The organism is Vibrio sp. Isolate25 (assembly GCF_022398025.1).
Lineage (GTDB): Bacteria > Pseudomonadota > Gammaproteobacteria > Enterobacterales > Vibrionaceae > Vibrio > Vibrio coralliilyticus_A.
Map to the genome: position 1 here is coordinate 57,021 of NZ_JAKEUT010000013.1, position 24,325 is coordinate 81,345.

The 24,325-nt window shown below is 42.5% G+C and carries 27 protein-coding genes and 1 riboswitch; of the genes, 16 read left to right on the forward strand and 11 right to left on the reverse strand.

The window, feature by feature from the left end:
* Positions 1–72: 72 nt before the first annotated feature.
* The 5 genes from L1D15_RS18195 to L1D15_RS18215 all read left to right on the forward strand — a co-directional run bounded on the left by L1D15_RS18195 (position 73) and on the right by L1D15_RS18215 (position 5,356).
* Entirely contained in the window at positions 73–654 is a 582-nt protein-coding gene (locus L1D15_RS18195) for a hypothetical protein (RefSeq protein WP_005424762.1), read from the forward strand.
* 22 nt (positions 655–676) lie between these two features.
* Positions 677–3,451 (forward strand): DUF4150 domain-containing protein, encoded by a 2,775-nt coding sequence (locus L1D15_RS18200; protein WP_239876620.1) that lies wholly within the window; start codon positions 677–679, stop codon positions 3,449–3,451.
* Positions 3,452–3,463: 12 nt separating this feature from the next.
* A complete protein-coding gene (locus tag L1D15_RS18205; protein WP_239876621.1) occupies positions 3,464–4,081 on the forward strand; it encodes an AHH domain-containing protein in 618 nt (205 codons plus the stop codon).
* 1 nt (position 4,082) lies between these two features.
* A complete protein-coding gene (locus L1D15_RS18210) occupies positions 4,083–4,655 on the forward strand; it encodes a DUF1629 domain-containing protein (protein ID WP_239876622.1) in 573 nt (190 codons plus the stop codon).
* Between the two features lie 80 nt (positions 4,656–4,735).
* Positions 4,736–5,356 carry a DUF1629 domain-containing protein gene (locus L1D15_RS18215; RefSeq protein WP_239876623.1) on the forward strand — a complete coding sequence of 207 codons (621 nt, stop codon included), beginning with the start codon at positions 4,736–4,738 and terminating at the stop codon, positions 5,354–5,356.
* 97 nt (positions 5,357–5,453) lie between these two features.
* Here L1D15_RS18215 and L1D15_RS18220 read toward each other — a convergent pair whose 3' ends face one another.
* The 7 genes from L1D15_RS18220 to radC form a co-directional block, all read right to left on the reverse strand.
* Positions 5,454–5,690: a hypothetical protein gene (locus tag L1D15_RS18220; RefSeq protein ID WP_239876624.1), complete on the reverse strand. Its 237-nt coding sequence runs from the start codon at positions 5,688–5,690 to the stop codon at positions 5,454–5,456.
* 38 nt (positions 5,691–5,728) lie between these two features.
* Complete coding sequence (locus tag L1D15_RS18225) at positions 5,729–6,088, reverse strand: hypothetical protein (protein ID WP_239876625.1); 360 nt, start codon at positions 6,086–6,088, stop codon at positions 5,729–5,731.
* A gap of 23 nt (positions 6,089–6,111) precedes the next feature.
* The gene (locus L1D15_RS18230; protein WP_239876626.1) at positions 6,112–6,852 is read right to left on the reverse strand and encodes a transcriptional regulator; all 741 of its coding nucleotides are present in this window, start codon (positions 6,850–6,852) and stop codon (positions 6,112–6,114) included.
* Between the two features lie 139 nt (positions 6,853–6,991).
* Positions 6,992–7,168, reverse strand: a complete 177-nt coding sequence (locus tag L1D15_RS18235; protein ID WP_239876627.1) for a hypothetical protein — start codon at positions 7,166–7,168, stop codon at positions 6,992–6,994.
* A 3-nt stretch (positions 7,169–7,171) separates the two neighbouring features.
* The gene (locus L1D15_RS18240) at positions 7,172–7,615 is read right to left on the reverse strand and encodes a DUF2787 domain-containing protein (protein ID WP_239876628.1); all 444 of its coding nucleotides are present in this window, start codon (positions 7,613–7,615) and stop codon (positions 7,172–7,174) included.
* 50 nt (positions 7,616–7,665) lie between these two features.
* Positions 7,666–8,103, reverse strand: a complete 438-nt coding sequence (locus tag L1D15_RS18245; protein WP_239876629.1) for a DUF2787 domain-containing protein — start codon at positions 8,101–8,103, stop codon at positions 7,666–7,668.
* On the reverse strand, positions 8,100–8,573 hold the full coding sequence (gene radC / locus L1D15_RS18250) for a DNA repair protein RadC (protein WP_239876630.1): 474 nt from the start codon (positions 8,571–8,573) through the stop codon (positions 8,100–8,102). The genes L1D15_RS18245 and radC overlap by 4 nt, the downstream gene beginning before the upstream one ends.
* A 316-nt stretch (positions 8,574–8,889) precedes the next feature.
* Between radC and L1D15_RS18255 the strand changes: the two genes are divergently transcribed.
* The 8 genes from L1D15_RS18255 (at position 8,890) to L1D15_RS18290 (ending at position 16,356) form a co-directional block, all read left to right on the forward strand.
* A complete protein-coding gene (locus tag L1D15_RS18255; protein WP_239876631.1) occupies positions 8,890–9,903 on the forward strand; it encodes a hypothetical protein in 1,014 nt (337 codons plus the stop codon).
* Between the two features lie 593 nt (positions 9,904–10,496).
* The gene (locus L1D15_RS18260; RefSeq protein ID WP_239876632.1) at positions 10,497–11,027 is read left to right on the forward strand and encodes a hypothetical protein; all 531 of its coding nucleotides are present in this window, start codon (positions 10,497–10,499) and stop codon (positions 11,025–11,027) included.
* Complete coding sequence (locus tag L1D15_RS18265; protein WP_171352580.1) at positions 11,027–11,281, forward strand: J domain-containing protein; 255 nt, start codon at positions 11,027–11,029, stop codon at positions 11,279–11,281. Before L1D15_RS18260 ends, L1D15_RS18265 begins: the two co-directional genes overlap by 1 nt.
* Positions 11,271–12,395 carry a ThiF family adenylyltransferase gene (locus L1D15_RS18270; protein WP_239876633.1) on the forward strand — a complete coding sequence of 375 codons (1,125 nt, stop codon included), beginning with the start codon at positions 11,271–11,273 and terminating at the stop codon, positions 12,393–12,395. The genes L1D15_RS18265 and L1D15_RS18270 overlap by 11 nt, the downstream gene beginning before the upstream one ends.
* Positions 12,395–12,646: a hypothetical protein gene (locus L1D15_RS18275; RefSeq protein ID WP_239827227.1), complete on the forward strand. Its 252-nt coding sequence runs from the start codon at positions 12,395–12,397 to the stop codon at positions 12,644–12,646. Before L1D15_RS18270 ends, L1D15_RS18275 begins: the two co-directional genes overlap by 1 nt.
* A gap of 6 nt (positions 12,647–12,652) precedes the next feature.
* On the forward strand, positions 12,653–13,279 hold the full coding sequence (locus L1D15_RS18280) for a ubiquitin-conjugating enzyme E2 (RefSeq protein WP_239827226.1): 627 nt from the start codon (positions 12,653–12,655) through the stop codon (positions 13,277–13,279).
* On the forward strand, positions 13,276–13,842 hold the full coding sequence (locus L1D15_RS18285; protein ID WP_239827225.1) for a Mov34/MPN/PAD-1 family protein: 567 nt from the start codon (positions 13,276–13,278) through the stop codon (positions 13,840–13,842). The genes L1D15_RS18280 and L1D15_RS18285 overlap by 4 nt, the downstream gene beginning before the upstream one ends.
* Positions 13,843–14,259: 417 nt before the next feature.
* A complete protein-coding gene (locus L1D15_RS18290) occupies positions 14,260–16,356 on the forward strand; it encodes a hypothetical protein (protein ID WP_239876634.1) in 2,097 nt (698 codons plus the stop codon).
* A gap of 60 nt (positions 16,357–16,416) precedes the next feature.
* On the opposite strand, the gene L1D15_RS18295 is transcribed toward L1D15_RS18290, so the two are convergent.
* The 3 genes from L1D15_RS18295 to trmA all read right to left on the reverse strand — a co-directional run bounded on the left by L1D15_RS18295 (position 16,417) and on the right by trmA (position 19,528).
* Positions 16,417–17,538 carry an ImmA/IrrE family metallo-endopeptidase gene (locus L1D15_RS18295; protein ID WP_239827223.1) on the reverse strand — a complete coding sequence of 374 codons (1,122 nt, stop codon included), beginning with the start codon at positions 17,536–17,538 and terminating at the stop codon, positions 16,417–16,419.
* A 2-nt stretch (positions 17,539–17,540) separates the two neighbouring features.
* A complete protein-coding gene (locus L1D15_RS18300) occupies positions 17,541–18,227 on the reverse strand; it encodes a hypothetical protein (protein WP_239876635.1) in 687 nt (228 codons plus the stop codon).
* Positions 18,228–18,418: 191 nt separating this feature from the next.
* On the reverse strand, positions 18,419–19,528 hold the full coding sequence (gene trmA, locus L1D15_RS18305; protein ID WP_239876636.1) for a tRNA (uridine(54)-C5)-methyltransferase TrmA: 1,110 nt from the start codon (positions 19,526–19,528) through the stop codon (positions 18,419–18,421).
* A 190-nt stretch (positions 19,529–19,718) separates the two neighbouring features.
* Positions 19,719–19,921, forward strand: a riboswitch (cobalamin riboswitch).
* 53 nt (positions 19,922–19,974) lie between these two features.
* Here trmA and L1D15_RS18310 point away from each other — a divergent pair.
* The 3 genes from L1D15_RS18310 to murI are packed head-to-tail and all read left to right on the forward strand — an operon-like array spanning position 19,975 to position 23,323.
* Positions 19,975–21,762 (forward strand): TonB-dependent receptor, encoded by a 1,788-nt coding sequence (locus L1D15_RS18310; protein ID WP_239876637.1) that lies wholly within the window; start codon positions 19,975–19,977, stop codon positions 21,760–21,762.
* 52 nt (positions 21,763–21,814) lie between these two features.
* The gene (locus L1D15_RS18315; protein ID WP_239876638.1) at positions 21,815–22,486 is read left to right on the forward strand and encodes an adenine nucleotide alpha hydrolase; all 672 of its coding nucleotides are present in this window, start codon (positions 21,815–21,817) and stop codon (positions 22,484–22,486) included.
* 45 nt (positions 22,487–22,531) lie between these two features.
* Complete coding sequence (gene murI, locus L1D15_RS18320) at positions 22,532–23,323, forward strand: glutamate racemase (protein ID WP_239876639.1); 792 nt, start codon at positions 22,532–22,534, stop codon at positions 23,321–23,323.
* Here the strand turns inward: murI and L1D15_RS18325 are convergent.
* Positions 23,289–23,729 (reverse strand): RNA-binding protein, encoded by a 441-nt coding sequence (locus L1D15_RS18325; RefSeq protein ID WP_239871100.1) that lies wholly within the window; start codon positions 23,727–23,729, stop codon positions 23,289–23,291. The genes murI and L1D15_RS18325 overlap by 35 nt on opposite strands.
* Positions 23,730–24,325: the final 596 nt, after the last annotated feature.

Here is a 24,325-nt window from a genome sequence, read left to right on the forward strand (position 1 = left end):
AAACACACCATCCAAGAGAGTGGACTGACGAAAGCACAGGTGTTTAATGTGTAATCACTAAGGTTTTAGTAAATGGTCAAACTTATTGGTGAGTCTTTATCGATGATTCCCCCGAGTTTGCAGCAATTCCGTCAGTGGGGCGCATGCCAATGCGATGTTATATTTCCTCTCCAAATGTACTGGGAGCGCTCTATATTGAACACCTTGTCTAACTTTGCTGAACAGACTTCAAAAAAACACGCCCGTATCGGATGGGTAAAAGAAATCCACCCTGAAAGTCATCGTGTGAAAGTGGATTTTTATGGGAATGCCTACGGGCAACCCGTCTGGGCTGCTTTAGGTCGTGGTTTCACTCGTTCAGAGATTCATTTGGCAATAGACAACCAGCTTGATTGCCGTATTGAGTTCGTCGGTGAGGATTTAGATGTGCCTATTCTCACGGACATTTACCTCTCGTTAGCGGAACAACAAGAGCTCGTCATCAAGGCCAAACGTGTGGTTCTGGAAGGCAAAGAAGAAGTCACGATTAGATCTGGCGAGGTCGCAACTAAGTTCAGTGGCAATGATGGTCGCATTACGACGAAGGCGACACACATCTCAAGTCGTGCTGAAAAAGTCCACAAAATCCAAGGTTCAAAAATCACACTGAATTGACCGAGCTTAATAAGGAGTAAATATGTCAGTCACCATCAATGCGAACGGGCTGAGCATCGTTCACAAAGGCTCTGGCGGGGAGGCCAATGCCACGTTACCTGATGTGTGTCTTACAACCGTCGGCAACGCAGTAGTCCCTATCCCTTATGGAAACAATGCCAAGTCAGCGGATTTAGTGGAAGGCACCACGACCGTCACCGCAGATGGCGGCAACAGCATTGCTTTAAAGGGCAGTAAGTTTGCCAAGAGTACTGGCGATGCGGGCGGGGACAAAAAAGGTGTGGCATCGGGCACGATTGAATCCGAAGCCGAATTCATATCCGCGTCACCGAATGTCATCATCGAAGGGAAAGGTGTGGCAAGGCTGTCTGACCAAATGACGATGAACAAGGCCAACACCATGTGCCTCGGCGGGGTTCAAAACCCCGCCGTCACAGTCAATGAAGATGAAGAAGGGACTTACACCGTCTACGTTAAGGCCAGATACCCGGATGGCGTGCTTCTCATGAACGCTGACTTTGATATTACCGATGTCTCTGGTGGTTCTCTGTCTCCCGGTCATTTTGACGACTCTGGCAAAAGCAAAGTGTCAGGGCTAAAGCCCGGTCAAATCAAAATTCTGGCTAAAGAAAGTACGGATGAGTTTGCTACGACCCCTGTTCGTATCACCAACCCGCACTACTTGCCGGATTACAATGACTATGACTTTTTTGATAGGTCTGCTCAGGGACAGCAAACCTTCTGGCACCCGAACCGTATTGCCCCGCCAGTAGAAGGCTGGGGAACCATGGGGCCTAGTCTCACCGCTGACCGGTATTTTGCCGATATTGTAAAAGCCGAAACGAAAGCCCATTTTGAATTTAGACACCCTGATTTCCAGTTCAGCGTATTGGCAGAATCGCTAATCGCGGGAATTGATAGTCTCTCTGATACCAGCTTTGATTGTGTACTGGCGAACGGCCTACCTATGGTGATGGAAGAAGGGGAAATACTCTCTGTCTTATTTCGTTTACCCAAACATGAAACCGCAGACCGTATGCTGGCTTACATGCGCGCTCGTGGTAAAGGCAATCCACAGGCTTTCATTAATAGCTACCCTTGGGATAAGGCTAAGAAAACACTCAACTCTGAGCTTGAAGGTCTGCTTAGTAAGATAAAGGGGCGGGTCGAATCCCTGAAGTCAGAAGCCAGTCGGTTGAATTACGTTTACTTGTCTTCTGATATCTATGAGAAGCATGTCAGTACCATTGATACTTATGCTAAAAAGCTGTCTGATAACCTCAGCCAAGCTTTCAAGCGTATGGAGAAGAAAGCTAGCCAACTTATGAGTGATGTGTCGGGTGTCTCGGTCATTCAAGCGCCTGACCATGTTTATTCTGCCGAAGCAGGAACGATTGAAGTGGTGGTGAATGCGATACCAAAGATAGATTTAGAGGAGCAGAAATGGGTCAAGGTCCGCGCAATATACTCCGATCGATGGCAGACACCTATCTATGCTCAAAACCTCAAAATAACCGCTAACTCGGTGGTGCATGAAGAGAACGCGTCACTTAATGCTTTACCTTTGAATAGTACGGAATCTGAAACCATAGATTTGGCTGTAGAAACAAACCAAGTTGAAGGTGGTGTAGCGGTATTTGACACATTAAAGCCTAACACAGATATCGTGACTGCAGAGTTCGTTGGTGAGCCAGGTATTGAGGAGCAAATAGTCAATATCCAAGACAGCGTTGAGGCAACACTTGATGGTACATACAACGCACTTGTTGAGGACATGAAAGGGTTCCAACAACAATGGGATGAAGAGGGTTACTGGACTTTAGGCGATGGTGTGATTGACGGTGCACAAGCTTGGGGCGCTGATATTGTTGATATGTTGTCACCTAGTTTTTGGGGAGATGCTGCGGACACTATTTCAGATTTATCTTCTTCTGCTGTCGATAAATTGGCGATTTATTCAGTCGATAAGTTCAATTCCATCACCAAGGCAATGCTTAACGAGAAGGGGCAACTGAAAAATCCGACTTGGGTATTGGAAACATTAGGAAGAGAGTTTGACTCATTCCAAGACAGTGTTTTTGAATCTGTCGATGAAGCGATTGAAGATGTGAGTAAGCTGTACGCGGAAAGTCAAGATGTGGTGCGAAAGCTAGAGTGTATTGCTAAGCATCGACAGACGATTCTAGATCTGCCACAGAAAATCTCAAATGGTGATGTCGATGCGGTCGAAACCTTTGTTGATACGGTGCTGATGGAGCTTGATCCTGACTGGGCACAGGAAATAAAGAGCCACGAGCAGTTCCCTAACGCAATGGCAATCATAGAAGATCACGACACGATTCTGACCTATGTGACTTATCTGTCTTTAATGCTTGAGGCAATTCCACCTAACTTCTATTTCTACTACGGCGGTAAAGCGGGCACATATTTGATTCTTGAACTGATTCTCACCGTTGTGCTGGCCATTTGTACGTTAGGCGCAGGAGCAGCGGCTCGTATTGCGACACTGGTAGCACGTTTTGCGGGAGGTGCTAAGAAGGTCAAGGGAATAAGAAATGCGGCTAAAGCTTTAGATTCATTTATTAAGGCTGTGGAAAGCTTGATTGATGTACTGTCGGATTATCAGGAACTAGCGGAAAAACTGGTTAAACGCCCACTTGGGAAATTTAAAGGCAAGCCTGTTACAACCATGACAGCGAAAAAGAAAGCGGTGAAACGAGACGCAAGCTGTAGGCTTTGTCATTCCAACCAACATAAAACGCCTCGTTATAAACGGGGTGAGCTGGATTATATCTAAGGTTTATTTTTTATGGGATATAGAGAGAATTTGTTGAATGCTATTGAAGGAGATAAAGATCATCCTTTGAATTGTGGTATTCCAATGCAAGTGCATCACTTACTATCAAAGCAAGCTGCAACTAATTCAGGCATAAAGGCGTTACTTGAATCATATGGTTACGACATTAATGAGATAGGCAATCTAGTCGCGTTGCCTTGTACATTTGCTGGCGCATGTCATTTAGAAGTTCAGTTACATCGTGGTAATCACACATCCTACTCTAATGATGACGACGAAGAGCACGGTGAGCCGTATCACGCTCATGCAACGCGGTTGATGATAAAAGCCATGGAGTTGATTGAGAAAAACTGTGAAGAAGGTGACGCTAAAAAAGTCCAAAGTCGCCTAGATCAAAGAAGTAGTACGATGCTAGGCGACATTAAAACATATCGTATTAGGTTGACTAGAGTACATAGTTATTTTAAAAGTGGCGATGTCGGGTGTAACGGATTAGGAAAGAAACCTGGTAAGTTTAGTATTGACGATTTAGTTGAATCAACAAGTATTGACACTGACTGTTGCGATAGAAACCATACCGAGTTTAAGCTTTTTACAAAAAGAAAATATGATTTAGAAGTTGGGAAGTAAAATGAAATACGATCATGAATACTACATTATGAGTCCAGATTATGATGTTGAAGGATATTCAGTAATACCTTCTGATTCTACCGGTCTTCGCAGGTTTCATTACCGTGAACTCGTCTATGGAGAGCCAGCTTTAAGATTTAGCACTAAGAACAGCCAAACGTTAGCTGATGATGTAGAGATGTTATTCTGCACACCTAGCTTTATTATATCTGAAGATCTAAAAGAGATTTTTGATGACGGTGTTTATGGCGGAAAACTGTATCCGGCAATAATAAACAACACCAAACATAGTTACTTTCTAATTAATATATATGAAGCTCTTGATTGTTGGGATAGGAATCGCTCAGTTTATGAGCATGATGATCCTGATGATGAACCACATGTCACAAAATACAGCCTTAATCATGTTATTCTCGATGAAATTCCGGAGTCAGATAGATTGGTCTTCAAGATGGGGGGAGATGACTTAGCTCCAATAGTTGTACATAAAATCATCAAGAGGAAGCTGGAGAGAAAAGTTCCTTATCTCAAATTTTATTCCATTGAAAGTTATCAGCTTGGAGATGAATACTAAAGGGAATGGTATTTTTTTGATTTGTTTATTCTGGAATGCCAAAACGATCATGTACCAAGTCAGGCTCCTAAGGTAGGACAATGTGTCTATACAACGAACAATACTATATTGTTTTTAAAAACTATGATGAAAATACTTTGTACCTAACTACGCATGACCGTTCGGACCATCGTGATTATGAGTACACCAAGTTGACTGGAAGTGAACCAATGTTTTTTGTCAACGCCTATCGCGAAGAAGATTTGGCGAGAGGGCTATTTCGGCCAATTAAGCAAGCGCATATGAGCATCGCTTATCCAGTATTTTCTGATGAAATTAAACAATCCCTTGGCAATATAGACAATTCATGTTGTCAGGTTTACCCCGGTGTGATTGTAGATGATAACGGTAACAGTCATGACGACTACTGGGTGTTTAACGTATTTGAAAAAATGGATGTGTTGGATATGGATAGGTGTGCTATTAGGAAAAGAAACCCTAATAGAGAGGGGCAGAAAATTCAAAAATACTGTTTGAGTGATGAAAAGTTAGAGGAAGTGCCAGAAAAAGAGCGTTTGATCTTTATGCCTAAATTCAGTAGTTACCCTCATATCATGGTGCATGAGAAAGTGGTAAAAGCGTTTAAGAAACACAACGTGGATACGCTCAACTTTGTAAAAGTGTCTGATTGGGTTATGGGCCTTCAGTTTGTAGAGTCTTGATTATACAGTTGAGGGTGCTCTCTTGACTTTAAGTATCAAAAAAATAGTGGGGAGCGTAATTGCTCCCCATTGTCATTTTTTATCGTCGCTGGCGGTCTTACTTTTCTTTGATGACTTCACAGCCAGCAGGAACGGTTATAGTCGATGCGTCCATACCTGCCTCTTGTGCCGTTTTTACATCCATCTTGTACTGAGTGCATTTTCCAACGCTGACGTTGACTGCACCTGTTTCTACAGATGGGTTACCTCCTAATGCGCCCCCTCCCTGAGCGAAAACAAAAGGTGTAATTAAGGTTGCGAGTAGAACGAGAATATTCGTTGTAGTGTGACTCATGGTGTTTCCTTATTGGGTAAAGTTGGATTTGTCGAGAGTTAGAAGGTGTAGACAAAGGTGCCAGCGTTTGACGTGACTTCGATTTCTTTCACGCTGTCTACGGTGCAGTTGTTACTGTATCCGGTATAGGTTTCACCGAATTTCAATGAAACGTTTCTAGAGAGCTCTGAGGCTGTACCAGCGGGTAGACGGCAGTTGCCTCGATTGATAATGACATTGCTTATTACTGTGCTGTCAGTGACGGCTTGAATATCAAAGACCAGTGTTCCCCAGTGTTGGTTGGTGGATATCGACACTTCAATATCGGCGGTGACGGTTTGCGCTTCTTCCTGTTCGCTGCAAGCGGTGACTCCGAGGATCAGTACACTCAGCATAATGGTCCGAGTTAAGGTATTCATAGGTATCTCTCCGTAGTGGTGAGTTAAATTTGGGATGCACGGATTTCAGCGTGTTCACGCATGAACTGCTCTAGATTGAAATCAGTGGGATAGATAAAAGAAAACGTCGATACACTGGCCTCATCAATCAAAGGCAAGGCTAGGGTGCGTATCGTCGGATGACCGGATAATCGAAAAAGCAGCAAGAGCGCGTCACATTGAACCGAGAGTCCTAGTGGTTCGATGAGCGCTTTCTCTTGCTGCAAAACTTGACTCGATATCTTGAGCATACGGTTGTTCAGTAGTGCCGTGTGTACCGCATTCAATACTTGCCGCTGCTCATGACTCCACTCACAAATATTGGGCAGTGACACATGGACTTTCGCTAACCATGCTTGTTCTTTTGAATGCCTTGAACCCTTATGGAGTAAGGGTTTATCTCTCTCCGAGAAGCGACCTTGCCCATAATTCAGTGCATCAGGAACAAGCGGCAATAAGTACTTGTTGGTCAGTTGCCAATAGAGCATTTCCTGTTTGTTGAGCTTCCATAATTGCTCTGAGGTTTTTCGATAGACATGGGGCATGCTCATCGAATCACACTCCACGTTAAACACCTCCACAATGATGTCATCAAGGTAGCGTTTAATGCTGCGAGTGGTGCGGTGGATATCGAGTAGTGCTAACTGCTGCTGCAACTCCCTAACGGTAATCCAACGATGTTGAGGAATAAGCATCAGCGTGTGCAGCAAAGCGGATAACCCTTCAATGCTGGTTTTATTGCTCATGACTACACTCTCAATACATCAAAGCTCCAAGACCGGAGGTGGACATTTAATGTCGGGAGAGTAGAGGTGAGTCAGACATATAATGTCCAACGGTGGAAATGCCATCAATCGGCAACACAAAAGCGTGAGCCGATTAACATTAACGAGGCTTATGCTTATCACTGAACTCGGCAATCGCTGCCAATACTCCAATCAACAGCACCACCAGAAAACCTAACGTTGTTAGAGTTCCGATAGCGCCAAAGAAAGGAGAGAGGGTAAACAAAGTAATAAGAGCGGTGACAAGCTTAATGGTGTTAAGGAGAAGGGAAGTCATGAGCTAATGCGGGGTGACGGCTATCTCGTTGTAGGCGTCCGTATCGACATAAGCTAGAAAGTTACATTCCCACAATCGATAGAGCTCTTTGGCATCAGGGCTACCTTGTATTGGTAGCCAACCACGATAGGCCACAAAGAACTGTCCAACCCGAAAATCAAAATCTAAATTTCGCTCTAGCTCTGGGTAATGGTTCCCCATATAGGCAAAGTCAGTGATGTATTCAATGCTCCATTCTCCTGCTGAGGTGTGGCAAATTGCAATCTCAACCGGATGGAAGCCGCCGTCATCAGCGCTGTAACTTTTATCGCGAAAGTTGAACACCAGATAACGGCTGGTGGCGAGAGTTTCATTGTTAAGTAGATGAGTGGTGAACAGCTTGCTAAGCAGTGTATGCAGATTGCTTGATACAGGTAGCATGGATGCCGTAAAGGTTAATTTGGACACAGTGAGTCCTCCTTGTTTCAGGATTCAAATAAGAAATGAGAGAGTGAGAATTAGTGGAACGTGCCAACCATCGTCAGTTGCACGTCATCAAAGACGTTTCTGGAAAAGTGGCGAGCAAAGGCTTTCATCCAGACCGAGAGCAGCTCTTGTATCTCTGGGTGGGATAAATCGGTGCTCCCTACATCGGGTTGATAGCACCAGCGGTTAGTAAGGTGGAAGTACAACTCAGGCTCAACGGATGTGCTGTTGTCGTCGGGATATGAGAAGCTGGCAAAGAACACCACCAGCCAAGGGCTTGATACAGACTCTCGTTTAAGCTGCACCTCAATAGGGTGCAAACCTTGTCGGTGTCGGTAGTAACTCATCTGACGGCAGTTCAGTACGAGTCGCTCTGCGTTATCAGGGAGAGTGTATCGATTCAGAAGTGCTTCCAGTGATGCATGTAAAGCGTCATCAATAGAAAGCTCACCATAATGTTGTTCAATCATAACCACCCCCTTTCAGCAAATGAGGTGCAGGTATCGCCTGTCACAATATGGTCAAGGACACGGACATCCACCAGTGCGAGCGCATCTTTAAGTCTTTCGGTTATCCGTCTGTCAGCTTGGGAAGGGGTTGAATCTCCTGATGGATGGTTGTGGGCGAATATAACCGCTGAGGCATTCACTTCTAGCACCGCTTTTACGACTTCACGCGGGTAGACGCTGGCCGCATCCACTGTTCCTTGAAACAGCTCTTTGAACTCAATCAGTCGGTTTTGGTTATCCAGCAGCAACAAGGCAAACACTTCACGCTCATAGCTGCCTAGCTTACAGTGGACATACTCTTTAGTGGCTTCAGGTTTAGTTAGGGCATCACCACGCACATAGCGTGTTGCCAGTATCTCAGCGGCATGCTCTAGGATTTCATTTTCCTGATAGCGTTGCTGCTTTTGGTAATCGGAAGTTTTTGGATTCATTTCGGGCTCCTGTCGGAATCAATGATGGGGTTTCACATTGATGACATATGCCTGAAAAATTTTGGATTTCATGTAGGTTGTAAAGAAAGGTTGTTTAGCTGGGTGTAAGGTGGACATTTCGAGTGCTCGGTGAGGCTACTCTATTCAATCATGGCTAAGCCCTTGGATTCCTTACGAGTCTTTTACACAATATATTGGATATGGGCGCTTGGACAAGTGAAAGGCTGATTCTGCGTGGTAGTATGTCTCTAAATTGACGACTCAGACGCATATACGTTCGTTTTCGAGTGTATCGATATAAGGTTTAGCGTGACATATGAATTTGAGAGAAAGTATCTTTTGCCATGAAATGTTTCTTGCTTCTAATGTAAGTTCTAGTTGCAGTTACGGTTCTAGTCATATACGACAAATAGAAGAAACCTGGGATTTCGAAGACGACGAGTTTTACGATGAAATCAAGAGCCTTGAAATGGAAGGCTTGATAAGAAAAGATGGGGATCATGAGTGTTTTCAGGCAACGAAACAAGGACTCATTGCCCGAGAGAAAAGTTACCAAGAGAGAGGGCTGCGTCATCCTGCTCTACAATCTCAAACAGATAGTATTTCGGACATGATTATCGCATTAATGTCGAGCAATGAAAGAATAGGAATTGAGGCATTAGAGTATACAGAATTTGACTTGGATGCGGTTAATATTTACTTGTGGAAACTGTCTGAGAAAGAGATTGATTCGGCGGTTAAGTACTTATTGGATAATCAATTTATAGAGAAGGAAGCGTTTGGCTTTTATGATGGGAATTACCATCACCTCACAGCTAAAGGCCGTAGGTATTATGCGAAAACAGTTACAGGTCTTCTCAATATATCACCTCCTCGTACTATTTTAAGCGCGGTGCCGGATTGTATTGAGCCTCCAGCTTTCACTGGTGATTATGCGGAAAATTTAGTCTATCGTTGGAATGAGGCAGAAAAATGCAGAGATGCAGCTGCTTGGTTATCTGCCACAACTATGTATGGTTCAATTTTGGAAACAGTGTTGATTTCTGTTTTACAAGCGAGAGAAGAGGATGCATATGCCTCCAGTCATTCACCAAAAAGAAGAACTCCGATAGAGCGGTGGAGACTGGATGATATGCTAAAGGTTGCTAACTGCATTGGCATCATCGATAACACATTAGCAGGGTATGGGAATGTGTTGCGAGATGCTCGAAACTTAATACATCCTTCGAAACAGATTAAGGAAGCCAGCTATCCAGATAAAGAAAGTGCAAAAATTGCGGCTGAAGTTGTGCGGGCTATAGTGGCAAAAACCACGCAGTTGTATGTTTAAACACAGTGTATAGAGCTCAAATAGGTTTATGGGATCTTTGGAATTATTACGCTTAACCTGAACCTATGACCTGAAAGCTAGGGCTACAATATAAAAAAGTAAGCGCTGACTTTTGCGAATAATCATTAATGTGCCTTTCATTTTGGTTAAATAGACATAGTTGTTCAACTGGCAACCTCAACCATCAGAAATATGAACTTTAGTTTACTGAAACTTGATCAATCAATAAGTAATCTTTACCTTCCTATCTTAAACTCTACACCCTAATTAAAGGTTTGTTTTTTGCGAGGAATGGTGTCGCTTTGGAGTTTTTGATTTTTATTGGTGTTTGTTGGTTGCTTTCCAAGCTATTTAGTGGGACTAAATCTAGCTCATCAACAGCTAACTCCACAAGGAATACTAGAAATACACGTAATTCTTCTCATCGAGATACCACCTCGACTCCATTACAAACGAAGCCAAGTACTCCCCCTCAGTCTTATAGACCGACAGCAAGAACGTCTTCTGTTACAAATAGGCCTGCTATCAGATTTTCGGAAGGGTCGAGCGGTTTTGATGTTGCTAGTACGAGTTTAAACAGTAGTAGCTCTGGAGTGGTCAACGTCGATCTCTCCGGATTGCATGATGCATTCACAGGAGCCCCATTAGACAAAAACTTGGGACTGCACCAGTGTCAGCGTTGTAAGGTATTTTATCACTCTGAGAGTGTTACAGTTCTTAAAGAGGCGAATGCTGGTCAATGTGTAGCATGTCCATCTACACAAATCCGAGCTGTTAATGTTGGGCAAGAGAAAAAGTCTGGTCGAGATTACACTCCTGAAGTCATTACGTTAAGTAATTACAGGGAGCACGTAGGCTCTGTAGTAACGTTTGAAGCGAAGGTTATTGAAGTGAAGGAGAGTCGTCGAGGTAGTGATTTTGCTGTGATGTTCGAGCGCAAGTCATGGACCCAAGGTTTTAAACTCGTATTTTTCCGCAGAGCAGTAACAAAAGTGGGTGGTAAACCTTATATTTCTAGCTTAGGTGGTAAGACTGTCAAAGTGCGAGGTTTAGTCGTAAATCATCCTAAATATGGTTATCAGATTATTGTATCTGAAAAATCAATGATATTGGGAGCACGTTGATGAAGTGGACAGATATAAGCACGACACAAAGCGGTTATAGAGGTGAGTTAGAGGTTCTCGAAGGCCAAACTCCCCATGAACGTTTAGGAATTTCAACAACTGCAACTTTAAGTGAAGCTAAGAAAGCATATAAAGAAAAAGTGAAGCTATATCACCCTGACCGTACCGATGATTTTATGTCTCAATACAGTTCAGAAGTGGTGAAGCTATTAAATGATGCGATAAAAAGGATCAAAAAGGCACATGGAAAGTAAAAGTGGAAGGTATCAAAGGCATGAGTTGATTGATTGGTTCCCTCAGCATGCAGTACATGAGGCTAAAGTTGCAGTAGTTGGTTGTGGGGCTGTCGGAAACGAAGTTGCTAAGAACTTGGCGTTGTTGGGAGTAGGTCACATTGACTTGTATGATTTCGACACCATAGAAATCCATAACCTAACAAAAAGCGTTCTTTTTCGAGAGGAGGACGTTGGAGAGGAAAAGGTTACCGTTGCTAGAAAAAGGCTCATAGAACTAGAACCAAATCTTTCTGTGAATGCTTTTCACGGAGATGCATGGGAACTATTGCGTTTCGCGCAATTAGAAAGCTATTCGTGTGTCTTGTGTTGTGTCGATAACTTTGAGGCCAGAATCAAACTTAACCAGTTATGCTTACTTTCTGGCACACCACTGATTAATACGGGCATAGATAGTAAATACTGCCAAATTGAGGCGTATCCTTTCGGAAAGGATAACCAAAATGCATGCTATGAGTGCTCTTTACCACTGTCAGTCTATGAAAGAGTGCAGGAAAGGTATTCTTGTGGTTGGTTGAAGAAAGTCGCTTTTGAAGAGAAAAAGATACCTACGACAATTTTAACGTCGAGTATAACTGGTAGTTTTGCCGCTTCTTTAGCGATGAGTTTCATCAAAGGTGATTTTAACAGCAACGCTACACGTATACTTCAAAACTCTACAACTGGACATTCATCTTTATCAACTTTGCAGAGAAGTGATCATTGTCCATGCTGCTCAGAAGTTTCAGATACTCCGCACATAACTTCAAGCGGGAGGAGTATTCTAAAATTGGGCGGTAATTTGGGAGCCAATTATGACGCATTGGTAACAAGTAGCGAACCAATTATTGTATCAGCTGAATGCTCGTTATGTGGTTTGAAAAACAATTCAGTAGTATTCACAAGGGCTGCTGATTCTGATTCTAGTCTTATGTGGTGTGCAGACTGCAAAACAGAGTCTGTCTTAGTTGATATCAAAGACCACTTTACGATACAGGAGCTAAAAGAAAATTACCTTAATAAATCTTTCCCAGGGAAATTTGTACAAATGCAAGTTCATGGGAAAACAGTAGTTATTGAATTGAGGGACAATTAATGTCTGAAGTTAAAGTAATCATCCGAACCGCAGATCAAACTCGCAAAGCAGAAGTTGTATTAGATTTATCTAACACTGGAGCTGATGTTATCCAAGCGTCTGTAGATAATTGGTCACTTCCTGTTGATACTGATTATAGCTTAGTAAGCACTAACAACGGCAAGACACTTACACCATCATCGACACTTAGTAGTGCCGAAATTAAGGATGGAGATATTCTAGAGGTTCAACCAGTTTTAGTTGCAGGGTGATGAAGAATGAGTGCATTTGCTACAAGGGTTCAGGAGGACCTAAGAAAGTTAGACGTTTTAAGTCGCGAAACGGGCGGAAAAGTAAAAGTTGTATCGAAAACGGGAAGCCCTGTAAGAGAGCTTCTTATTGAACTCGCATACCCTACGGCAGGTTCTAGTAGTTTCCCAAGTACAGTCCAACATAGGACGACTGTTAAGATTGAGCTTTTAAGCCGATATCCTTTCCAAGAGCCGAGTGCAAAAATTACTACGCCAATCTACCACCCAAATGTGTATACATCAGGACAGATCTGTTTTGGCACCAAGTGGCTGCCCTCTCAAAGTCTAGACTTATTGGTGAAGCGCATAATTAAAATAATTACTTTTGATGAGAGTATTCTGAATGAGTCTTCTCCTGCCAACGGAGCAGCATTGAGCTGGTATCGCATCGCCGTAGCTCAATACCCGAATAGTTTCCCTACAACTAAATTAGGCTATGAGCAACAGGCGAAGAAGACAATGTCATGGAATAACATCGAAACAAAAGTAGTGGTTAATTGCACACATTGTGAAACCTCTTTGCGCTTACCAAGTGGTCAGAAAGGAAATGTTAATTGCCCTCGTTGTAGAAAAGGATTCTATGTTGAGACATGAAATGGACAGATAAAAAACCTGATATCTATGCAAAGCCAATAACACAGGCCTTTTCTGAAGTACCTGTGCTATCACTATTGGAGATATTGTCTAGTAGCATAGAAGCCCCACATGTCTTCATTTCGGATACGGTTAAAAAACAAATTATCGAACATATAACTGAAAACGAAACTGAGTCGGGAGGGTTGCTTCTTGGAGAAGTACTAAGCGTAGATAATTTAGAGTCAGGTGTAGTTGCTGTACACGTAACAAAATCGGTTCCGAGCGAAGATTTTGATGCTACGAGTGTTTCTTTATGTATGGGAACGGCAGTGTGGGATACCGCTCGACGGCATACCACAAAGAGCAATTTCGTAGTTGGGTGGTATCACAGTCATCCTAATTTAGGTGCATTTTTTAGTGGTACAGATCGTCAAACGCAGGCTGCATTTTTCAATAAAAATTATCATCTCGGGCTTGTTATTGATCCGATACGAGATGAAGAATGTTGGTTTGTTAGTGGAGAGTCTTCTCCAGTACCTCTCACCCATGTTTGGAGTGGTTACAGCGAGTTATTAGCTTAAGTCATTTAAGTTTAATAGTTGGTGAATGAGGTAATAATGACACCCCTTATCCATTTGGGTCTTCTATGGGCTTTTGAAGGCATCTCCTCAGTTTTTGGTGTTCACACCATGCTTTTTTGATGCTTGTTTTTTCGCTTCTTCCTTAATATTTAACCTGCAAGCCCTATGAAGCAGTGTTGAATAAAACCCTTACCATTACATGCAAAACTCAAGCGGCATTTGTGCTGAAGTTTATCATCAAAAGTGACGGTTGCCTTTGTTTTATCATCCCCGTCTATAGCGATAAGTTGTGCGTCTGGTTTCATTTGGATTGGTGTGGCTAACGTATTAGTATTAGAGCGGTTAAAAAGTTGCTAGAAAAAACTGAACTTTCAATGTTTTGGCGTGATTTAGTAAGTGTGTAGTGGTCAAATGTGGATGGATACGATAGAGAAACATAGCCTTTGGGAGTTGGAGGTTGAGAATTTTGATCGAGTAGTACTAGCGAGTGAGCTAATAGATTTCATGAGCTCTGAGACTTCCGATACAGATGTTTCTCAATCTATTTTGAAGAGCTTTATTGCCAAGAGTCTTGCTGAAAGTGGTGTTTACGCAAAGTGCAGCAATTGTGGATGTCCTGTACATTTTATTGCTCGTAATGCGACCACAGAAGCGTATTTCCGACACATACCCAGTCGTGCTCCATCTATAGAAAAAATGCAGCGATGTTCTTTCTATTCAAACTCAGAGACTTTTTTTGGCAAAGGACAAATTTACAAGGGTGAAGGGAAATGGCACTTCGAGACAAAGCACTTCCTTGCGGAACATTTAAAAAACATTGGCTACAAACACGTTTATGTTGAGAAGTTTATCTTTTCTAAAGATCCTGAAGCTGATAAAAGACGCAAACCTGATATCAGCTTTGTGGATGTAGAGGGAAATCGCTTTGTCATTGAGTTAACCCGCTGGTGGATGAGCCCTGAAGTTGTTTACGAACGAGAAAAATTCTTTAGAACGGAAGGGTATAACCTCATTTGGTTATTCAGTCCTAATTGCGAAGAAGCCAACCCCGTAACGTTAAATATGATTCTGTATGGCTCCGCAGCATCTAGAGAAGAAGCATCTGCCGATGTGCTGTCAAAGGTTGAGTGTAATGCTTTTATACTGTCTGATGAAGCAATACGTAGAATGAAAGTGCATCGTAATCTGACATTCGAAGTGATGTATCCTGTCCCTACGTATAACCCTACCTTACAGCACATTGATATCGATAAGCACAGTCAGTGGGCTCTTTTGGAAGAGCTTAATCTAGATCCTAAACGCAGACTTCCCTTCGCTGTGAAAACTTCCAAGAGCTTTAACGATGCCATGGATGAAAAACGGTTTAGTGAACGTAATGCTCTCGCAGAAAAGATAATACAGCTTAGAAAATGGGCCCTTGCCGAACCGACCCTTGCAAGCGAAGGTGAGTATGATGCTAAGATGCAGCAAGTTCGTAGCATGCCAAGTTATAAAGGTAATGTGCGATGTGCTCGGCGTTTAGTAGCATATGAGCAAATAGCGATTAAGAATCTTGGCAAGGCTCACGCGAAATTCATAGCAAGTAAAACGCGTAGGCAAGCGGCAAAAGATATTCGTTTTGTTCGTAGCGCAATCAGGGAGCACTTGCTTGATATCGCACAGCTTCAATCGGAGAGCTTTCTTCAAGCTCGATATAACCGAATAACAAACTTAGCAGATAGTGTGACGCAATATCAATCTATACAGTTAGTTGCGTTTATCAGTAAATCTCTTGCTAAAGTGGAAAGCCAGTTACAAGAGATCAGAGCAAAACGCACGGCAGTTACGCGAGCCGAACAGGCCAGTAAGCAGAAATCACTTGATAATCACATAAACGAACGAGAGATATTTATAGAGGAATTGAGAATCGGTTTCTCTGACATTCCAGAAGACCTGTCGGTGCTTCGAATGAAAAAAGATCGTATTGTACGCAAGGCGAAGGAGCATGGATTTTTTGGTAGGGCGGATGATTTAGAGTTGACATTCAATACAGCAGTTAACAATGCTTACCATGATTACTGGAAGAAATATTATCCCAAGATGTCAAAGGGGTGGGTGTCTGAACAGAGATATAAAACCGAGCTAGATGCGGCTTTTACTCTATGCATGAAGACGCTACACAAAAGAGACCCTCAAAAGAAAAAAGTGGACGCATATCAGCAAGCGACGCGAGTGCTACTTTCTCAGTTTAGAATTAGCTTGAACGAACAGATAGGGCGTTTTTATCAAGATCTACAATGTGCAGATCAACCTACCTTTGCTTCATTGCTAACAAAGAATGCAGCAACCGTGAACCGGATGAAAGAGTGCTTTGCTTATATGCAGTCCCATGGGTATCGGAGCGATAGTGCTATACAAATGCAGTTGGATATTATGTGTGAATCTATAGAGCACTTTCATCGAGGAGGTGATCTTCGTACGATAGTGAGACTTTTTTCTGATGCAAACCGGAAGTATTTTGGCTTAGGCGAATAGGCAGATGTTGAAGCCTTAAATTGTAATAGATGAGCTCACGTGAGCTCATCTATTTTTAACCTACTTAACAAGGGAGAGTTGTGCAGTACTTTTTCGGTCTGGTTCTATTGAATTCTGACTAACAATGGATAGATTGAAAAAGGTATTATTGAATGTCAGGCTAGATATTTCGTCAAGAGGGAGTGCAAGTTCTCTGGCTATATCATTGCGCCGAACTCCCTTTTCTTTGAGGGATGCGAATACTTTTTCAAGGAGAAGAGATTGTTCTCGTTTCTCTAGTCCAATTGGTTCACTAGAGCGATAACCTTCTTTGTTTGCTTGTATTGTCAGTTGTCGGTATTGCCATTCTGTTAAGCAGTTCAAGTCATATAGGCGTCGAATCATTGCCATTGCAGATACATGCCAGTTCTTTTTAAGATCAATAATATCAGTTAAAGAGGCATTGCCATTTGGGCGAACTTTTGAAAGTACACTCCCTCTAGGTATGAGAAATGCTGAAGCAAATCTATCGGCTTCTAACTCCGCTTCACGTCCTTTGTTTTGGCTACTATGCTTATGAAGAATTAAGTGTGCAAGTTCATGAGCTGCATCAAATCTACTTCTTTCTGGCGTTTTAAATTGATTAAGAATGACAAATGGCTTTCCACCTTTCCAAAAAGAAAAGGCGTCAACTTCTTTGCAATCCTCAGATAGTGAAAATACTCTAACCCCTTTGGACTCCAGAAGGTGGACTATATTTTTTATGGCAAGTTCACCTAGCCCCCACATATCACGTAGCTCAGAAGCTGCGGCTTCAGGATCATGTCGATTGTCGTGAGAGTAATCCGGTAAGTCTACTTTAGGGAGCTTACTAAATTTACTATCAATCCACTCTGAGAGTTCAAAGGCATTGATACTGGCAGACTCTGTCGCCAGTTTCAGTTTACTAGAAAGAGTTGTAACTGCCCTGTAGCTGATTGATTCAGAACTAATAATCTCTGTAGATTTTTTATAAAAAAACTCAACGGGATATCCAAGGCATTGTGCGAAGCTCTCAATTGTCTCCTCTTGCAGCTCGAATAAAGGTTGACTACTTTCGTACACCGAAATGGTTTTTGAGCTTACTCCTACTAAATCAGCAAATGCTTTCTTGGTAAGTTTGCGACGCTCTCGTGCTTGTTTTAAACGTAATGGGTTAAACATGGTTAGTTAAATGAAATATCGAGATCAATATCTTCGGAGAATCCACTCTCAGGGCTCTCATCTGTGTCAATCAATAAGCCTGAATTGAAGTCGGTCATGTCTATCATGAAACGTTTGCTAAACCCATTTACAAACCCTTTTTGGGAACAAAAGATAGGCTTAGAAAGCTCAGCTTTGACAATCAGACCCTCATCTTTAGATTTTTCGACATTGAGCAATAAGAACCATACATCATATGGACATAAGTTGTTTGAGGAATAGTTTGGTAGCTCGTTGGCGAACATATCAATTTGATTGATATCAGCAGTTGCCAACCCAAAATATTCTTGGGATCGAGGTCCTTTAGGTCTCAGCGTGGAAGGATAACCGGATGGTAATCCGGCTTGCTCGTCACCACGGCAAATATGAATTGCAAATTTATTATCATTATTTGCTGTTAATTCAATGTTATATGGAGATTCTTTTTGAAATCCCAAAGTCTTTAAAGACTGCCGTAAAGCCAAGGTGGCTTTAGCCGAAATAGTGTAGCCTCTGTAACCTGCTGGTTCATCACTAGTGGTGTTATTGTAGTGAGCAATACCTTGCTGAATTGCATGTTTGACTTGTTGGATGGACAAGTTTTTTTCATTCAGAAACATTTCTAATGTTTCTGGATTTGTATCTAGGGTTACAGAGTTTAAATTTGTCATTATAAGTCTCTTTTTGTTTCACTTCCTATATCTTAAACTCATTTGAGGTGAAATAAAAGGAAGTGAGCTAAAGATTTACTTAGTTTTTATTACTAACACTACAGCTAGCAATAGAATATAAAGTATAAACTTCCCGTACCCAGAGCCGTACCCAGAAGAGTTTGATATAGGTTTGAAATCTCTTGTAATCCTTATTTATTAAGCTCCAGTAGGACACCTGCTTCCATATGGTGGGTATAAGGGAACTGATCAAACAGAGCAAAACGTGTGATGTTGTGTGTTTCGCTTAAAACGTCAAGATTGTCCTTGAGTGTCTCTGGATTACAGGAGATGTAAAGGATGCGATCATAGCCTTGAACCATCTTACAGGTATCGATATCCATACCTGCGCGAGGAGGGTCGACAAAAATCGTGTTGCAGTTGTAACTCTTCAAATCGACGCCCGCGTCTTTTAAGCGGCGGAATTCACGTTTACCTTCGATTGCCTGAGTGAATTCTTCCGCGGATAGACGCAGGATTTGCACGTTATCAATGTTATTGGCTGCAATATTGTACTGCGCAGATTCAACGGAAGGTTTTGCCAGTTCGGTTGCCAGTACACGATTAAAGTTCTGCGCGAGTGCCAGTGAGAAGTTACCGTTACCACAGTAAAGCTCGAGTAAATCGCCTTGGCTTTCGTTGGTACAGTCGATTGCCCACTCCAGCATCTTTTCAGCTACTTTGCCGTTGGGTTGCGTAAAGCTGTTCTCGACTTGTTGGTAAACGTAGGGTTGGCCATTGACGTCGAGTTTTTCAATCACGTAGTCGCGATCCAGAACAATCTTCATTTTACGTGCACGACCAATCAGGTTCAGGTTGAAGCCTTCATCGTTCAGACGTTGCTTGAGTGCTTTTGCGTTCTTCGTCCACTCATCATCCAATTGACGGTGGTACAAAAGAGACACCAGAATCTCACCGCTCAGTGTTGATAGAAAATCCACTTGGAACAGTTTACGTCGCAGAGAGTCGTTTTCTTTCATTGCATCAATCAGCAATGGCATTAGATCGTTGATCAAACGGCTCGCCGCAGGGAACTGGTCAACGCGGTACTTTTCACGCGTCTCTTGATTGAACATGATGTAATAAAGGTCTTCACCTTCATGCCAAACACGGAACTCAGCGCGCATACGATAATGTTGATCTGGAGACTCAAACACTTCCAGTTCTGGGACGTGGTAGGGCGCAAACATCTCATTGAGACATTCGACCTTTTCCGCCAGTTGTTCTTGGTAGCGCTGTGGATTTACTTCAAGAGTCGCCATGTTTATTACCTTTCAGGTGCTGAGTGCGTTTGTTTTAGGAGCGCAGATTTTATTCAATATCTGCGACATGTCCAGCTTTGTCACTCTCCTCGGTTCAACATCGTGTGTAAACATGTTTCCATGTGAGAGTGATAAAGCCATTGGTTATATAAAAGCACAATATTGGCTGGACAAAGGAATGATAGCTGAATAACATTTGCGCCTAGCTGGTGCTATCTAGCAGTATAGATGGCTGAAAAGGGAATCTGGTGGAAATCCAGAACTGACGCGCAGCGGTAAAAGAGAACGAAAGCTCAAATGACACTGCATAGAGATTTATGTGGGAAGTCGAGTGATTAGGTGGTGATACTGAGCTCTTGAGTCCGAATACCTGCCAGCAGCTGAGCCAATCAATGGAAGCAAGTGCTCCAAGCTCGGTAGGATTTACGCGATTTAGGATTATAAAAATGAACCGTTCTATTCTGGCGATAGCAGTGGCATCGCTACTTCCGCACGCCTCCCTTTCATATGCCCAAGCAGTATCAGCCGATGAGACTATGGTGGTGACGGCGAACCGTTTTGAGCAGTCAAGTAGCGATGTTATCGCCCCAATCGAGATTGTTACCAAGGAAGAAATTGAAGCAATCCAAGCAAAGTCTTTAACTGAAGTACTCCGCAGACTTCCTGGTGTCCAGATTGCAAGTAATGGTGGTTATGGACAAACAACAAGTGTATTCATTCGTGGTAGTGAGTCAGACCATGTACTGGTTTTGATGAACGGTGTCCGTATCGGTGATGCATACTCTGGTGGTGCCGCTATTAATGCCATTTCTTTAAACGGTGTTGAACGTATCGAATATATCCGTGGACCAAGAACGGCCATATATGGTTCAGATGCTCTAGGAGGCGTCATTAATATCATCACGAGTTACACAGACCCCCAGATTGAGGTTTCGGCAGGCCTTGGTAGTGATAACCTAAATCAGGTTCAACTCTTAGTTGCAGAAGAAATTACAGAAAACACTTGGGGTAAGCTATCTCTAAATCGCTTAGAGACGGATGGTTTTGATGTCACAGTCAGTGATGCTGGTGATCAAGGAGATGATGACGGGTTTAAAAGTGAAGATGCTGCCCTCGAATTAGGTGTTCGCTTCAACGAAAACTGGACGGCAAGACTTAATGGTGATTATGCCGATACATTCGTAGAGTATGATCAAGGTGAAATTGAACAAAGGCTATATAACCTTTCTCTCGTCACGCAGTATCAAACAGAAAGCTTTCATTCAGATCTTGTTTTGGGAACTAATGAAGATAAGAAGTATTACCCAAGCTTTGACAGCAATTATCAAACCAACCGTGACACGATGACTTGGAGTAACTTCTTTGCTTTAGCCAATGATATGTCGGTAAATGCTGGCATTGATTGGTATAAAGATGATGTATCAAGTACATCGAGTGATTTGGATGAAACAAGCCGAACAAACACCGCGGTATATCTAACAGGTTTGTACAACGGAGACGTTCTTCAGCTAGAGGGGAGCGCTCGAACTGATGATAATCAAAGATACGGTCGTAATAATACTTGGCAATTAGGGCTTGGATATAGATTTTCAGAACATTATCGAGTGACAGGTAATACAGGTACGGCATTTAAGGCTCCTACATTTAGTGACTTATATAGTCCTCTAGTTTGTTATCCGACTTGCTACAGTGGCAACCCAAACCTAAAACCAGAAGAGTCTAAAAACTATGAAGTTGCTATAGAGGCTGACTATAGTTACCTAAGTGTTAGGTTAGCGGCTTATCGAAATGATATTGATAACCTTATTTTGGGTGATATTAAAGAGAATGTCGGAGAAGCTCGTATCGAAGGTATTGAGATAAGCTCAACGTTCGAAACTGGGCCTATTAGCCATTCAGCTAGCTTTGACTGGATGGACCCTAAAGATTTAGATAATGATGAACAGCTAGCACGCCGAGCGAAGCATAGTGGTAAATGGAATATGACGTACTTTGGCTCTGACTGGCAAGTGGACATTAGCTATCTCTACCAAGGAGAGAGACCAGACTTGACGGCTAATGACATTACCTTAGATAGTTATTCATTAGTTGATTTTGCGGGAACTTATTTTGTTAGTGATAGCTTTAGTGTGAGAGCTCGCATCTCTAATTTACTTGATGAAGAATATGAAACTGCTGGTGGCTACAACACCCAAGACCGCAGCTATTTTGCATCAGTGAAGTACCAATTTTAGTTTATTTTAAGCCGCCTAATGAGGCGGCTTTTTTCAATGTGATGTACAAACTATGTCAAAACGCACCATTATCAGTTGGTCGAGCGGTAAAGATTCGACTTTGACCTTAGAAAGGTTGATTGAAAGCGAAGAGTATCAAGTGGTCGGTCTATACACGACTTATGTCAAAGATGAAGTCCCATTTCAAGCCACACCTGTTGAAGTGCTCGACATGCAAGCTGCCTTACTTGGTTTGCCTCTAATAAAGATTGAAATGCCGGAAATATTTCCGCCTAATGATGTTTATCAGTCGGCCATTATTGATGCACTAAAGAACAGTGCGCTCGATATTCAAGCTGTGGCTTTTGGTGACATGTTTTGTAATGGGATTGAAGCCTATCGCCGCAGCTATATTGAACCTGCTGGTTGGGAGTGTGTTTTTCCTCTCATTGGACAACACAGCCAAGACCTTGCGGATGAGATATTAGAGCGTGGCATTAAAACCTTGGTGGTAACGACGGATGGTCAGGCTCTTGACCCAACTTATTGCGGGCGATGGTATGACCGAACCTTCATTGATTCTCTACCGCGCGGCGTGGATCCATGCGGCGAGGATGGAGAGTTTCATACGTTAGTCACACAAACCCGTAGCTATCAAGGCAAGATAGAGTTGAGCTTAACTACCCTTGACGTCGGAGAGCGTTTCTCTCATCAACGTTACCAAGCGAAGATATTGCCAAACTAATTTGTGTGAGTATGATTGCCACATCGAAATGTGTGGGTATATCAAGTGTCACAACAACCAAAAGTATTAATTTTTGACTCTGGCGTCGGTGGGCTTTCTGTTTTCCAAGAGATAGAAAAAAAGCTCCCTCAGCTTGATTATATATACCTGTTCGATAACGCTGCCTATCCCTACGGTGAGCTGAATCATGAAACTTTAGTTTCTCGAGTGGAAGCGTTGGTTTCGCAGTATGTCGCTGAGCACCAAGTTGATTTAGTTGTGATTGCATGTAATACCGCAAGCACCATTGTGCTACCTTCATTGAGAACGTTGCTCTCTATTCCGGTTGTCGGTGTCGTACCTGCGATTAAGCCAGCTTCCAATTTAGCGAATAAAGCGGTTGGCCTGATAGCAACCCCTGCGACGGTGACACGTCAATACACGCAGGAATTGATTCGCGACTTCTCGCAAAGCAAACCCGTTGAATTGTTGGGCTCTACTCGACTGGTTGATATGGCAGAAGAAAAGCTTCGTGGTATCCCAATCTCTACTCAAGAACTGACGGATGTTTTATCCCCCATGATTGGTAAAGTCGATGTTGCCGTACTCGGGTGTACACACTTTCCGCTTATTAGGGAAGAAATTCAGTCGGTGCTGAGTGAGCAGGTTGTATTGATAGACTCGGGAGAAGCCATTGCACGCCGTGTGCAGGAGCTACTGAATCTTGAAAGGATAAGAGAAGAGAAGGGGAAACGAGAGATTTTCTCAACGGCTCCCCCTTATGAAGAAGGAGCGTTGAATCAAGCGTTACAAGTTTTAGGGTTTAATCCAGTTCAGCTTGAGATTTTGGATCGTTAGCAATACGTACTTTTAACGTACGCTGCATATAATCCTTGTCATTTAATCCTTCTATGGCACCGGCAGCATCGGTCGCTGCCATTACAACAAAACCAAATCCTCTTCTTTTACCTGTGCGTTTGTCTTTCATCAAACGTACAGCGAAAACTTCCCCATGTTTGGCAAATAATTCTTTTACGTGTGACTCATTTGCTTTGTAAGGAAGGTTGCCGACATAAAGAGTTTTGGTCGCGGGTTCATTAACGGTTGCTGGCTCAGTTGAGGTGTTTGAAAATTTAAAAACAAAAGCAGAAGCAAAAACACCGATAACAAAGCTGAGCGCAGGAGAAATAGCAACCTGCGAAAAGATGATTCCACCCAATACCGCTAGGGCGATAATCATTAAGGTCGATTTATTTGAACTCATATTCGAATACAACTTTGTAGTTTAAGAAAAATGTCTAGATGTTAACAAAATAGACACACGGATCTTACGTATATGGTTGTTGTTTTTCCAACCTATTGATGTGACATGATTCAAATGTTGAAATTTTATTCTATTTTCAGTCCTTTGTTTTCTTTTTAACCAAACAGAAAGTAATTTCTAAAAAACACTTGTCATCTTCTCAGACCTCCCTATAATGCCGCCTCACCGACACGGAGTGAGACGAAAGTCACAAACCAAATCGGAATTTAAAGAGGAGAGAAAGTTAAATAAAACGCTTGACTCTTTAAGCGGGAAGCGTAAGATACGCACCCCTAGCCAAGAGGTATTAAATATCGATTTGGTTAGCACAGCTCTTTAACAATATAAACCTATCAATCTGTGTGGGCACTCGTTGATGATAATCCAAATAGATACTTCGGTATCAATTTAGGTTTCAATGAAACGAAGTGACCATTGAATCTTCGGATTCAGCACAGTCAATTCAAACATTACTTTATGTAATGTTCAGTATTCATTGAGCCGACAAAATCTTAAATTGAAGAGTTTGATCATGGCTCAGATTGAACGCTGGCGGC

Excerpts from the sequence above, each read along its gene's own strand:
- L1D15_RS18195 (WP_005424762.1), top strand. The coding sequence starts at position 73 with ATGGTCAAACTTATTGGTGAGTCTTTATCGATGATTCCCCCGAGTTTG.
- L1D15_RS18200 (WP_239876620.1), top strand. The coding sequence starts at position 677 with ATGTCAGTCACCATCAATGCGAACGGGCTGAGCATCGTTCACAAAGGC.
- L1D15_RS18205 (WP_239876621.1), top strand. The coding sequence starts at position 3,464 with ATGGGATATAGAGAGAATTTGTTGAATGCTATTGAAGGAGATAAAGAT.
- L1D15_RS18210 (WP_239876622.1), top strand. The coding sequence starts at position 4,083 with ATGAAATACGATCATGAATACTACATTATGAGTCCAGATTATGATGTT.
- L1D15_RS18215 (WP_239876623.1), top strand. The coding sequence starts at position 4,736 with ATGTGTCTATACAACGAACAATACTATATTGTTTTTAAAAACTATGAT.
- L1D15_RS18220 (WP_239876624.1), bottom strand. The coding sequence starts at position 5,690 with ATGAGTCACACTACAACGAATATTCTCGTTCTACTCGCAACCTTAATT.
- L1D15_RS18225 (WP_239876625.1), bottom strand. The coding sequence starts at position 6,088 with ATGAATACCTTAACTCGGACCATTATGCTGAGTGTACTGATCCTCGGA.
- L1D15_RS18230 (WP_239876626.1), bottom strand. The coding sequence starts at position 6,852 with ATGAGCAATAAAACCAGCATTGAAGGGTTATCCGCTTTGCTGCACACG.
- L1D15_RS18235 (WP_239876627.1), bottom strand. The coding sequence starts at position 7,168 with ATGACTTCCCTTCTCCTTAACACCATTAAGCTTGTCACCGCTCTTATT.
- L1D15_RS18245 (WP_239876629.1), bottom strand. The coding sequence starts at position 8,103 with ATGATTGAACAACATTATGGTGAGCTTTCTATTGATGACGCTTTACAT.
- radC (WP_239876630.1), bottom strand. The coding sequence starts at position 8,573 with ATGAATCCAAAAACTTCCGATTACCAAAAGCAGCAACGCTATCAGGAA.
- L1D15_RS18255 (WP_239876631.1), top strand. The coding sequence starts at position 8,890 with ATGAATTTGAGAGAAAGTATCTTTTGCCATGAAATGTTTCTTGCTTCT.
- L1D15_RS18265 (WP_171352580.1), top strand. The coding sequence starts at position 11,027 with ATGAAGTGGACAGATATAAGCACGACACAAAGCGGTTATAGAGGTGAG.
- L1D15_RS18270 (WP_239876633.1), top strand. The coding sequence starts at position 11,271 with ATGGAAAGTAAAAGTGGAAGGTATCAAAGGCATGAGTTGATTGATTGG.
- L1D15_RS18275 (WP_239827227.1), top strand. The coding sequence starts at position 12,395 with ATGTCTGAAGTTAAAGTAATCATCCGAACCGCAGATCAAACTCGCAAA.
- L1D15_RS18280 (WP_239827226.1), top strand. The coding sequence starts at position 12,653 with ATGAGTGCATTTGCTACAAGGGTTCAGGAGGACCTAAGAAAGTTAGAC.
- L1D15_RS18285 (WP_239827225.1), top strand. The coding sequence starts at position 13,276 with ATGAAATGGACAGATAAAAAACCTGATATCTATGCAAAGCCAATAACA.
- L1D15_RS18290 (WP_239876634.1), top strand. The coding sequence starts at position 14,260 with ATGGATACGATAGAGAAACATAGCCTTTGGGAGTTGGAGGTTGAGAAT.
- L1D15_RS18295 (WP_239827223.1), bottom strand. The coding sequence starts at position 17,538 with ATGTTTAACCCATTACGTTTAAAACAAGCACGAGAGCGTCGCAAACTT.
- L1D15_RS18300 (WP_239876635.1), bottom strand. The coding sequence starts at position 18,227 with ATGACAAATTTAAACTCTGTAACCCTAGATACAAATCCAGAAACATTA.
- trmA (WP_239876636.1), bottom strand. The coding sequence starts at position 19,528 with ATGGCGACTCTTGAAGTAAATCCACAGCGCTACCAAGAACAACTGGCG.
- L1D15_RS18310 (WP_239876637.1), top strand. The coding sequence starts at position 19,975 with ATGAACCGTTCTATTCTGGCGATAGCAGTGGCATCGCTACTTCCGCAC.
- L1D15_RS18315 (WP_239876638.1), top strand. The coding sequence starts at position 21,815 with ATGTCAAAACGCACCATTATCAGTTGGTCGAGCGGTAAAGATTCGACT.
- L1D15_RS18325 (WP_239871100.1), bottom strand. The coding sequence starts at position 23,729 with ATGAGTTCAAATAAATCGACCTTAATGATTATCGCCCTAGCGGTATTG.